The sequence below is a fragment of the Seonamhaeicola sp. genome (assembly GCF_028281565.1).
Taxonomy (GTDB): domain Bacteria; phylum Bacteroidota; class Bacteroidia; order Flavobacteriales; family Flavobacteriaceae; genus Seonamhaeicola.
This window is the reverse complement of sequence record NZ_JANQJQ010000043.1, coordinates 129,086-140,377: the sequence shown is the minus strand read 5'-3', so window position 1 is coordinate 140,377 and position 11,292 is coordinate 129,086. Positions and strand designations below refer to the sequence as shown.

Annotated in this window: 10 protein-coding genes and 1 tRNA gene; 6 read left to right on the top strand and 5 right to left on the bottom strand. The window is 36.8% G+C overall.

Going from position 1 to position 11,292, the window contains the following annotated elements; all coding sequences use genetic code 11:
• Positions 1-93 precede the first annotated feature (93 nt).
• A complete protein-coding gene (locus Q0983_RS18025; protein ID WP_299556277.1) occupies positions 94-885 on the bottom strand; it encodes a hypothetical protein in 792 nt (263 codons plus the stop codon).
• A 127-nt stretch (positions 886-1,012) separates the two neighbouring features.
• On the opposite strand from Q0983_RS18025, the gene Q0983_RS18020 reads away from it, so the two are divergent.
• Positions 1,013-1,507, top strand: coding sequence for a metallophosphoesterase family protein (locus Q0983_RS18020; RefSeq protein ID WP_299556276.1), 495 nt, complete (start codon positions 1,013-1,015; stop codon positions 1,505-1,507).
• Positions 1,508-1,809: 302 nt separating this feature from the next.
• Here the strand turns inward: Q0983_RS18020 and Q0983_RS18015 are convergent, their stop codons facing one another.
• On the bottom strand, positions 1,810-2,220 hold the full coding sequence (locus Q0983_RS18015; RefSeq protein WP_299556275.1) for a DUF4293 domain-containing protein: 411 nt from the start codon (positions 2,218-2,220) through the stop codon (positions 1,810-1,812).
• A gap of 201 nt (positions 2,221-2,421) precedes the next feature.
• On the opposite strand from Q0983_RS18015, the gene rho reads away from it, so the two are divergent.
• From rho to Q0983_RS18000, 3 genes are all read left to right on the top strand, one after another.
• Positions 2,422-4,014 carry a transcription termination factor Rho gene (gene rho, locus Q0983_RS18010; RefSeq protein WP_299556274.1) on the top strand — a complete coding sequence of 531 codons (1,593 nt, stop codon included), beginning with the start codon at positions 2,422-2,424 and terminating at the stop codon, positions 4,012-4,014.
• A 297-nt stretch (positions 4,015-4,311) separates the two neighbouring features.
• Positions 4,312-5,553, top strand: a complete 1,242-nt coding sequence (locus Q0983_RS18005; RefSeq protein ID WP_299556273.1) for a DUF481 domain-containing protein — start codon at positions 4,312-4,314, stop codon at positions 5,551-5,553.
• A gap of 163 nt (positions 5,554-5,716) precedes the next feature.
• A complete protein-coding gene (locus tag Q0983_RS18000) occupies positions 5,717-6,247 on the top strand; it encodes a GNAT family N-acetyltransferase (RefSeq protein ID WP_299556272.1) in 531 nt (176 codons plus the stop codon).
• Between the two features lie 60 nt (positions 6,248-6,307).
• On the opposite strand, the gene rpsT is transcribed toward Q0983_RS18000, so the two are convergent.
• The 3 genes from rpsT to proS all read right to left on the bottom strand — a co-directional run bounded on the left by rpsT (position 6,308) and on the right by proS (position 8,250).
• The gene (rpsT, locus tag Q0983_RS17995; protein WP_299556271.1) at positions 6,308-6,559 is read right to left on the bottom strand and encodes a 30S ribosomal protein S20; all 252 of its coding nucleotides are present in this window, start codon (positions 6,557-6,559) and stop codon (positions 6,308-6,310) included.
• Between the two features lie 26 nt (positions 6,560-6,585).
• Positions 6,586-6,657: transfer RNA gene (locus Q0983_RS17990), tRNA-Glu, on the bottom strand.
• A gap of 114 nt (positions 6,658-6,771) precedes the next feature.
• Positions 6,772-8,250 carry a proline--tRNA ligase gene (gene proS / locus Q0983_RS17985; protein WP_299556270.1) on the bottom strand — a complete coding sequence of 493 codons (1,479 nt, stop codon included), beginning with the start codon at positions 8,248-8,250 and terminating at the stop codon, positions 6,772-6,774.
• 99 nt (positions 8,251-8,349) lie between these two features.
• Here proS and Q0983_RS17980 point away from each other — a divergent pair, with 99 nt between their 5' ends.
• Positions 8,350-9,579 (top strand): hypothetical protein, encoded by a 1,230-nt coding sequence (locus tag Q0983_RS17980; protein ID WP_299556269.1) that lies wholly within the window; start codon positions 8,350-8,352, stop codon positions 9,577-9,579.
• Positions 9,580-9,710: 131 nt separating this feature from the next.
• Positions 9,711-11,243 (top strand): outer membrane protein transport protein, encoded by a 1,533-nt coding sequence (locus tag Q0983_RS17975; RefSeq protein WP_299556268.1) that lies wholly within the window; start codon positions 9,711-9,713, stop codon positions 11,241-11,243.
• Positions 11,244-11,292 lie beyond the last annotated feature (49 nt).

Here is an 11,292-nt window from a genome sequence, read left to right as displayed (position 1 = left end):
AAGGTGGATAGATTATTGAAACAGCAAAGATAGATAGTTTTGGCTTTCAGTCGACAGTCGAAAATCTTAATTATATATTAAATTGATTAAACACTATTCTATTTTTTCTTTTAATAATTTCTTGACTAGCTTTTCAAATTCCCTTTCATATTTCACTTCGAATTCAAAACGTTCATCTTCTCCTTTAAAGCCAAAATTTTCTGGCTCATCAACATTAAAATTTTCTAAATCTTTAAAATAAGAATCTCCTTTTCCAAAATACGGTCTCACCACCATTTTATTATTACCTAAAAATGTAATTCGTAGATAAGGAGCATTGAGAGTTAGCCCATGTCTTCTTGATCTAGAAAGAAAACAATGCCATAAGGATTGTCCAGCTCTTAATTGCTCATCTAGCCCCACACCCCTCATTTCTTTAATTAATTTGAGCGCATCTTCTCCCGAACGATGCCACTCCTCATTTAAAAACTGTTTATAAAATGCTTCAATCTTATCCCAACTATCAATAAATTCACCTTTAACACCTTCTCCTTTTTCATAATAACCTGCTACCTTACCCGTATTAATCCAATTATATTTCTTTTCAAGTTCAGATGGTTTTATATTGGAGATTAACCAATCGTAAATAACATTAGACATTATGGGCAAGCTATTTTTTATTTCAAAAAGCTTACAGCCATCCCAAAAGAAACTAAACTCAGCCTCAGAATTGGAATTTACATTATGAAATCGACAAGACCTGTTGTTATAGGAAATGAATAAATCATAAATACCTGGAAGTTCAGGGTCAAAAGGCTCCACTAAAAATTCAGCTTTTGTTAATTCAGGTCTATTAGTAATTAATTTTTCCTCAATATCTTTAAACTCCTTAATCAAATCCTCCAAAGTTATACTCTTTAAAAATTGAATAAACTAATTTAGTCGAAATTTTGTACAAATTCCAAAATTCATAAGCTTGAAAACATTAAGACAATTATCAATATTTTTATAACATAATTTCAGTTAAACAAACATGACCAAAATACTCTTGCTTTCAGATACACACAGTTATATTGACAACGATATTCTTAAATATGTAAAACAAGCCGATGAAGTTTGGCATGCCGGCGATATTGGTGATTTAAAAGTGACCGATGCTATTAAAGCCTTAAAACCACTAAAAGGGGTTTATGGTAATATTGATGATGCTAAAGTTAGAGTAGAATTCCCGGAACACAACCGGTTTATGTGTGAGGGTGTTGATGTTTGGATCACCCATATTGGTGGTTACCCGGGAGCCTATAACCTACGCATTAGGGAGGCTATTAAAATAAACCCGCCCAGGTTATTTATTTGTGGGCATTCACATATACTAAAAGTTATGCCCGATAAAAATTTGAATCTGATTCATATGAACCCAGGTGCTGTGGGGAAACACGGCTTTCATAAAACACGTACCATGTTGCGGTTTACTATTGATGGTAATAAGATTGATAATTTAGAAGTCATAGAATTCAATAAACGGTAATAATGTCCCCTTGAGGGGACTACAGGGGTGTTTGTATTGATGACTTTAGCGGATGGCTGCGATAGGGATTGCAGCGGCAGCTTTTGGTGAGGCGAGCATCGAACCAAAACTATTAGCGGAAAGCCCGACCCGAAAGGGGAACGCCCTAAATAAGACAAAAAATATGAGATCCCGATTTTCATCGGGATTAGTTCAACTAGTTATTTTAAATGCGCCTTTGGCTTTTCAAAACAGCATTTCACTAAAAAAGCCCAAGGTCTTCACCTTGGGCTTACGCACTAATACTACTAAGATATTAGGTTTTATCGTAATCGATCTACAGATTTTACAAGATCCTCATCCTTTTTAATGGCTTTATTGGCTAACGCCAAAAACACGATAGAAATAATAGGAATGAGCATCCCAATACCTTTCTCAGAAATGTTAGTTTCTCCAGATAAATTTAGAGATTGATATACAAAAAATCCTAGTAAAATAAAGTTTAATATGATGTTCAGACGCCCCAACATAAACTGAGACTTCCTGTTTTTGTATCTAAAAATGGTAACTACAGAAAAAAAAGCCGAGGTGATAAATCCGGCAAACACGTAATTAATATCTTTTGCAAACACTTTCACTTCTTCCGGCAATGTCCATAATTCAAAGACATAAATGAGTCCACCGGAAACCGCAGCTGCAAGTATTAAATAAACGGTTTGTATTCGCTGTAGCATGTAAGTTTTTTAAAACTGGACAGCAAAAATAACAGTTTCTTGTAGAAATAAGTACTAAAACTTAAAATAAAGTTGTATAATTGCAGTAATAATTCTCAACTATCGCTGTTACAAGCGATAAATTCTCCAGAATAAAATCATTTTTTTCTCAGAATTACTCAAAATTTATACTCAAAAAAAATATATTCAATATAAACGTCAATGTTTGAAATTTCGCAATTAAAAGAAAAGAAACTCTCTGATTTACAAGAGATTGCAAAAGAACTAAGTATTTCTAAGTACCGTTCTCTAAAAAAATTAGACTTGGTTTATCAAATACTGGATCATCAAGCTGCTAATCCAAAAACGGTTACGGAATCTTCAGAAAAGAAAACTGCAACACAAGAAAACAAGCCAAAGCCCAGAAGACAAAGGCAACGCATACAAAAGCCTCAAACCAATCAGGAAAAACCAGCTGCTGCAGAAACTACTGAAAAAAAGGAAGCTACTCCTGCTCCTGCTCCTGAGCAAAAGCAGGATGTTCAGGAAAAAAAGCAAGACAATCCTAAACCTCAAAGTAATCAGCAAAAACATCAACATAAAAGCCAGCAAAAGAATCAACATAAGAGTCAAAAAAATGGTAACGTTGACAGTGGCAATAAGGACAATAGAAACCGCTATCGCGAACCTGATTATGAATTTGATGCCATTATTGAAAGTGAAGGCGTACTAGATATCATGCAGGATGGGTACGGGTTTTTACGATCTTCAGATTATAACTATCTGTCTTCACCGGATGATATTTATGTGTCGCAATCACAAATAAGATTATTTGGATTAAAGAAAGGTGATACGGTTCTTGGTAATGTAAGGCCGCCTAAAGAAGGTGAAAAATACTTCCCTTTAATTAAGGTTAATAAAATTAACGGGCAAAAACCTGAAGTGGTTAGAGACCGTGTATCTTTTGAGCACCTGACACCATTATTCCCAAAAGACAAGTTCAATATTGCAGAAAAGCAAAGCACTATCTCTACCAGGATTATGGATCTGTTTGCTCCTATTGGTAAAGGGCAACGTGGTATGATTGTATCGCAACCAAAAACCGGTAAAACTATGTTGCTTAAAGATGTTGCCAATGCCATTGCTGCAAACCACCCGGAAGTGTATTTAATGATTCTGCTAATAGACGAGCGCCCTGAGGAGGTAACCGATATGCAACGTAGCGTAAGAGGTGAAGTTATTTCATCCACTTTTGACAAAGAAGCGCATGAGCATGTCAAAATTGCCGACATTGTTTTAGAAAAAGCAAAACGTTTGGTAGAATGCGGACACGATGTAGTGATCCTGTTAGATTCTATCACCCGTTTAGCAAGAGCATATAACACGGTTCAACCGGCATCAGGTAAGATATTAAGTGGTGGTGTAGATGCCAATGCACTGCATAAACCAAAGCGGTTCTTTGGCGCTGCCAGAAATATTGAAAATGGCGGGTCATTAACTATTATAGCCACAGCACTTACAGAAACCGGGTCTAAAATGGACGAGGTGATCTTTGAAGAATTTAAAGGAACCGGTAATATGGAACTTCAATTGGATAGAAAAATATCTAATCGTAGAATTTTCCCTGCTATCGACCTTACGTCATCAAGTACACGTAGAGATGATCTGTTACTTGATGAAAACACCATTCAGCGCATGTGGGTATTACGTAAATACCTTGCGGATATGAATCCGGTGGAGGCCATGGAATTCACAAACGAACGCTTTAAACAAACCAGAAATAACGAAGAATTTTTAATATCCATGAATGGATAGTTTATACTAACTAAACTAACTAAATGAAGCCTTAACAGTAATGTCAAGGCTTTTTTTAGTGAAATACTTTTTGAAAAATTACGGAGTAATGCATTCAAAATTATCAGTTGAACTAACCCTGATGCATATCAGGGTCTCAGTTTTGAATATGCTTTAGGCTATGCAAATCTTGTACAAACCTTATGCAAACTTCATTAATTGTGTACAAAACCATAATTACCTATCAATTCACACAAGTGCACTTTACTTTTATTCCTTATTAAATGTATATTTGCTGCTTATCTAACAAATTCACTAATGCCATCGATCTTGATAAGAAGTCTCTTCATTTTTGTCCTTTTACTCCCGTTATTTTCCAACGCGCAATCAAAAGAAAATCAAGAAAAAGAAGGCATTAAATTATTTGTAGATTGCAATTGTGACAAAGCCTACATCCGTCAGGAAATAAAGCATATAGACCATGTACGCGATCAGGGCTTAGCTAATGTCATCCTTTTTATTTATGATATTGCTAACGGCAGTGGTGGTAGAACCTACAAACTGGAATTTACAGGTGCTTCATCTTTTGAAGGCATTACCAGAACACTTACTTTCGACTCCAATGCTAACATGACCGCAGATGATGTGCGCAAAAGGCTAACATGGCGCATTGGCCGAGGTCTGTTGCCTTATATCATTGAATCAAATTTAGAAAACAGAGTGACCTATAAAATAAAAGGAGCTCCAAAAAACGAAGAGGTTGAAATTAATGACCCCTGGAGAAATTGGATCTTTGAGGTGTACGGAGAAGGGAAATTCAATAAAGAGTCCAGCCGAAAGCGGTTTGATTATAAAGTAGGTCTGGAGAGTGATAAAGTGACCGAAAACTGGCGCGTAAGAGCCGATGCACAATTAAGTCACTCCAACAGCAAGTTTATTAGAAACGATGAAGAATTCACAAGTACAAGAGACCGCTATTGGGGATCTGCCAGTATAGTTCGCAGTATATCAGATCATTGGTCCACCGGTATTTTTGGCAACCTGAGCCATGATACCTATACTAATATGGACTTATCTCTGGGGTTTTCTCCCGCCATAGAGTATAACATTTTTCCCTATAGCGAAGTTTTAAAGAGAGAAATTGTATTTGCTTATAAAATTGGCTACCGGTACAATAATTATATAGAAAGAACCATTTTTGGTGTAGAAGATGAGTCTATCTGGAACCACTCTTTCGATATCCAGGTACGATACCGTCAGCCATGGGGAAATGTTTTTTCCAGAATCCGGGCTTCCAGTTTTTTAGAAGACTTTTCAAAGAACAGGCTTCAAATGAATAGCAGTGTGTCGGTAAGGGTTATTAAAGGGTTCTCAGTCAGGTTTTCCGGTAACCTCGAGTTTATTCATGACCAGGTTAACCTCCCGGCTGGTGATGCCTCGTTAGAAGATGTATTACTACAACAAAAGCAAATTGCCACCGATTTTGATTTAGGCTTTTCAGTTGGTATGTCCTATACCTTTGGGTCAGCATTCAACAACATAATCAATACAAGGCTTTAGATCTTAATGTCTGAGGCAGTCAAAATGCCCATCACTAACGAGGATTATCAAAACCTTTAAGTATATTTGATGTACTTAAAAAATTTGGAGTACCGCAAAGGCTGTGATGTATCAAGGCCCAATGGTTACTACTTGAAATTCTCTTCCTATTAATTTATGTATAATGAACCTGCAACCAACATTAGAAAACGAATTAATTATGCTCAGGCCGCTTACTGAAGCGGATTATGATGCCTTATATGAAGTAGCAAAAGATCCGTTAATTTGGGAACAACATCCAATTTCAGACAGATATAAGAAAGCTGTCTATTCTGATTTTTTCACAGACTCCATAAATTCTAACGGTGCTTTTATAATCATTGACAGATCAACCAAAAAAGTTATAGGAAGCACAAGATTCAAACAAATATCTAATTCAAAAAATGCTATTGAAATAGGATGGTCGTTTTTATCTAGAGATAAATGGGGTGGAAAATACAATAAGGCAATGAAGCAATTAATGATGGACTACGCCTTTCAATATGTAGACCATGTTATCTTCTACATTGGTAAAAACAATAAGCGCTCCCAAAGCGCTGTAGAAAAATTAGGAGGAAAAAAAATTACTGATCCCCATTTAAAACACCTTGTAAAAGAAAATGAATCAGATTGGACCTATGGAATAAGTAAAAAAAATTGGTCTAAATCAACCTAAACCCACAAAAAAAGCCTTTCAGAAATGAAAGGCTTTTTAAATATTCTTTAAAGCTTATCTTTATAAAGCAGCAACATGTTTAGCTAAACCAGATTTAAGGTTAGCCGCTTTGTTAGCATGAATAACATTTTTCTTAGCTAATTTATCTAACATAGAAACCACCTGCGGAAATAAAGCCTCGGCTTCTTTCTTATCAGTAAGCTCACGTAACTTCTTAATAGCATTACGTGTAGTTTTGTGCTGGTATCTGTTTAACACGCGTTTAGCTTCGTTACTTCTAATTCTTTTTAATGCTGACTTATGATTTGCCATTTTGTTTTTTTCTTATTAAAAAATTGTAGCCCGTAGGGGAATCGAACCCCTCTTACCAGGATGAAAACCTGGCGTCCTAGCCGATAGACGAACGGGCCATTTAGGTTACTTCAATTATTTAATGAACCTGCAATTCTTGATTGCGGATGCAAAAATACAACTATTTTTAAATGTTGCAATACTTATCCAATGTTTTTTAAAAAAAAATTGAATTAATAGGCTTTAGCAAATAATACCCTTCCTTTTGAAGGATTTCCGGAGTATATACAAACCCCTTCTTCCGCTTCTGCATCTAAAGGAATACATCTGATAGTAGCCTTTGTAAGTCCCTTTATTTTATCTTCGGTTTCATTGGTACCATCCCAATGCGCCGAAATAAAACCACCTTTGTTTTCTAAAACGTCTTTAAATTCATCAAACGTTTCAACTTTGGTAATATGAGTATTTCTAAATTCTAAGGCTTTGTTGTAAAGGTTTTCCTGGATGTCTTCCAACAAATCTTCTATCACCACTGTTATTCTGTCTAAAATCACCGTTTGCTTGGTTAAAGTATCTCTTCTGGCTACTTCAACCGTTTCATCTTCCAGGTCTTTAGGCCCAATGGCAATACGCAACGGCACGCCCTGCAGTTCATATTGTGCAAATTTTGCTCCCGGACGAAGCGTATCGCGTTTATCAAACTTTACTGAAATACCTCTTTCGTTAAGATCACTTATAATATCCTCGGCAACCTTGCTTATAGCTTCAAACTGTTCTTCATTTTTATAAATAGGCACAATAACAACCTGATACGGCGCCAGGTTTGGTGGTAATACCAATCCGTTATCATCACTATGGGTCATGATAAGCGCTCCCATCAGCCTTGTGGAAACACCCCATGAGGTTGCCCAAACATAATCCTGTTTACCTTCTTTATTCGCAAACTTTACATCAAAGGCTTTTGCAAAATTCTGCCCTAAAAAGTGTGACGTACCGGCTTGCAAAGCTTTTCCATCTTGCATTAAGGCTTCAATACAATAAGTGTCTTCCGCTCCGGCAAAACGCTCACTTTCGGTTTTAACACCCTGTATTACCGGAATAGCCATAAAATTTTCAACAAACCTGGCATATACGTCGTTCATTAGTTTGGTCTCTTCAATAGCTTCTTCTTTGGTGGCATGTGCGGTATGGCCTTCCTGCCATAAAAACTCAGCAGTACGCAAAAACAAACGGGTCCGCATTTCCCAGCGCACCACATTAGCCCATTGGTTTACTAAAATTGGTAAATCTCTGTAGGATTGTATCCAGTTTCTATAAGTATTCCAAATAATAGCCTCACTGGTTGGCCTTACTACCAGCTCCTCTTCCAATCGGGCTTCCGGGTCAACTCGAAGCTTACCAGGTTTATCAGGATCATTTTGTAATCTGTAGTGGGTAACAACCGCACATTCCTTTGCAAAACCTTCGGCATTTTTCTCTTCGGCTTCAAACAAACTTTTAGGCACAAAAAGCGGAAAATACGCGTTTTGATGTCCTGTTTCTTTGAACATTCGATCCAATTCTGCCTGCATTTTTTCCCAAATAGCATATCCGTAAGGCTTAATCACCATACATCCTCTAACCGCCGAATTCTCCGCCAGGTCAGCTTTTACAACCAATTCGTTATACCATTTGGAATAATCTTCTGCTCTACTGGTAAGTTTTTTACTCATAACTTTTTTTTGGCACAAATATTGTGACTATGTTAAATAAAAAAATAGTTCAGCAAAACTAACTATTTTTGTTATGTCCAACAATAAAATTCTAGAGATATGCGCTTTAATAACTACTCCAAAAGAAAAGTGTCATTCATTGCCCTGGTTGGTTTAATGTTTGGCTTAGTGTCATGTGGTTCTTATCAATATGTTGGTGGCGATGATGATGGTATTTATGGTGATTCACAGGTAATAGTAACAAATACACCTACTGAAACAGTTGTTGAAGTGCCCAATCAATCTAATAGTGAGTATTACAAAAACTATTTTAGGGATAAAGGTCTGGAATATGATCATCTCATGCAAAATGACTCTATTTTCACTGATATAGATTCTTATTATTCGGATAATTATGTTGCAAACGACACCATATATAATGACTATCAAGGCTATGCCGGTTGGGGTCAAAACAGTAATTCTGTAACCATAAACTATATTGACAACGGTTGGAACAACTGGGGTTGGAATGTAGGATTTGGCTGGGGCTGGAATAACTGGCGCTGGAACCGATGGAACCGATGGGGCTGGGGTTGGAATGACTGGGGCTGGGGCTGGAATAATTGGGGCTGGGGCTGGAACAATTGGGGCTGGGGCTTCTATGATCCATTTTGGTGCCCTCCTTATTACGGTGGCTGGGCCTTCAATAGTCCATGGAGATTTGGAAACAGGTTTTACAGTAATCGTGGTTTAGCATATAATACCGGCCGAAGAGGCAGTTATTACGCCAATAATAGTTCAAGAAATAATTTAAGTAGCAGAAATTACACATCAAGAAGAAGTAGTGTATCCAACATCAATAGAAACACCACATCAAAGTACAATACGGCTCGCAGAAGTAGTGTTTCTACAACTTCCAGTAGAGCTACCAGGTACTCTAACAGAACAACGACCGCTTCAAATAATGGTAACAGAAGAACATCTCGTATTAGCAGTATTAATAGAAATCCTTCTAATAATTACAGTGTTAGACGGTCTACTAGTCCTAATACTGTGAGCAGATACAGAAATTCTCAGGGAAGAACAACAACAATGTCCAGAACACCTTCATCAAACTCTACCAGTAGATCATCATCTACGGCGAGAAGAAGTTCCACTTACAGACAACCTACAAGTACCTATAGCGGTTCTTCAAGGAGATCTTCATATTCATCACCTTCATCATCTTCTTCAAGAAGTTCTTACGGTTCTTCAAGCAGTAGAGGCTCGAGTTCTATGTCCAGAGGTTCATCAGGCGGTGGTGGAAGTAGCAGAGGTTCATCAGGTGGTGGTGGAGGAAGACGCCGATAATCTTTATAAACAAATAAAAATTCACAGATGAAACCCGACATATTTAAAATCATTATTCCTTGTATGTTTAATAATGATTTTAAATATCAAAGGTTACATGTGACCATTTAAAAACAATAAAAAATTATCACATGAAAAAGTTATATTTACTATTCATAGGTTTGCTATCTATGTCCTCAATTTACGCTCAGGATTTAACTGATGCCCTACGATATTCTCAAGATAACATTCAGGGAACAGCTCGTTTTAGAGCCCTTAGCGGAGCCTTTGGAGCTTTAGGTGGTGATATGAGTGCAGTTAGTTTAAACCCGGCAAGTTCTGCAGTTTTTAGCAGAAGTCATGCCTCCATATCCGGCTCAAATATAGATGTAGAGAATAATTCTAACTATTTTGGTGGTTTAAGAACTACGGATAGGTCTAATTTCGACATCAATCAAGCCGGTGCTACTTTTGTTTTTGCAACCAATAGCAATTCGCCCTGGAGAAAATTTTCATTAGCTGTGGCTTACGAAAGAACAAATAATCATGAGGACAACTGGTTTGCAGTTGGCACCAACACTACTAATGATCCCAACTTCAGTAATTCCATAGCCAGTTATTTTTATGATTTTGCCGATGGAAAAAGACTGGACGAGATTTCGGCTTTGCCGGGGGAATCGTTAGCAGATGCTTATCGAGACATTGGGAGCGTTTATGGGTTTGCACATCAACAAGCATTTTTAGGCTTTGAATCTTTTATTTTAGAACCAGACGACATTAATGATGATGCCAATACGTTATACACATCAAATATTGCTCCGGGTAGTTTTATGCACGATTACTCTTATCTGGCAACCGGATTTAATGGTAAAGTATCTTTTAATCTGGCCACTCAATATGAAGACAATTTATACCTGGGAATAAATTTAAACTCGCACTTTATAGACTATCAACGTACTACCTTATTATTTGAAGACAATAACAATACAGGTTCTACAGTAAATTTTGTTGAATTTGAAAACACCTTATCTACTTCTGGTAATGGTTTCTCTTTTCAAGTAGGTGGTATCATGAAATTAAGCCAGGAGTTTAGAGTTGGCATTACTTACGATTCGCCTATATGGTATATCATTGAAGAAGAAACATCACAATACTTAGCGACGGATGGTGATAATGGCTTTATGGAAATTTTTCCACAGGTAATAAATGTCTATCCTCGATACAGATTACAAACCCCTTCGCAAATTACAGGTAGTATAGCTTATGTTTTTGCAAAACAAGGTTTAATCAGTTTTGATTATGCAAGAAAAGATTACGGCAGTACTAAATTCAAACCGGAAAATGACGCCTATTATCAGGATTTGAATGCCAATATTAGTGATATGCTTACCGACGCCTCAACCTATAGAATTGGTGGCGAATATAAGCACAAACAATTTAGCTTTAGAGGTGGTTACAGGTTTGAAGAAAGTCCATACGCCGATGGCGTTACTGTAGGTGACTTAAATGGCTTCTCATTAGGTTTAGGTTATAACTTTGGAAATACAAAACTGGATGTTACCTATGACCAGGCTGAAAGATCATTTAATAATAATCTGTACAATTTAGACCTTGGCAATGCCCCTCAGGCTACTGTAGACAGAAAAAATGCAAATATTACCGTGTCTTTAAGCTTCAATATTTAAAAAATAAGCCGATCTATTTTGAAAGCTTGAATAACGCGTTATTCAAGCT

Bases quoted from the DNA above. Each gene is read 5' to 3' on its own strand.
- Q0983_RS18020 (WP_299556276.1), top strand. From the start codon at position 1,013: ATGACCAAAATACTCTTGCTTTCAGATACACACAGTTATATTGACAAC.
- Q0983_RS18015 (WP_299556275.1), bottom strand. From the start codon at position 2,220: ATGCTACAGCGAATACAAACCGTTTATTTAATACTTGCAGCTGCGGTT.
- rho (WP_299556274.1), top strand. From the start codon at position 2,422: ATGTTTGAAATTTCGCAATTAAAAGAAAAGAAACTCTCTGATTTACAA.
- Q0983_RS18005 (WP_299556273.1), top strand. From the start codon at position 4,312: ATGCCATCGATCTTGATAAGAAGTCTCTTCATTTTTGTCCTTTTACTC.
- Q0983_RS18000 (WP_299556272.1), top strand. From the start codon at position 5,717: ATGAACCTGCAACCAACATTAGAAAACGAATTAATTATGCTCAGGCCG.
- rpsT (WP_299556271.1), bottom strand. From the start codon at position 6,559: ATGGCAAATCATAAGTCAGCATTAAAAAGAATTAGAAGTAACGAAGCT.
- proS (WP_299556270.1), bottom strand. From the start codon at position 8,250: ATGAGTAAAAAACTTACCAGTAGAGCAGAAGATTATTCCAAATGGTAT.
- Q0983_RS17980 (WP_299556269.1), top strand. From the start codon at position 8,350: ATGCGCTTTAATAACTACTCCAAAAGAAAAGTGTCATTCATTGCCCTG.
- Q0983_RS17975 (WP_299556268.1), top strand. From the start codon at position 9,711: ATGAAAAAGTTATATTTACTATTCATAGGTTTGCTATCTATGTCCTCA.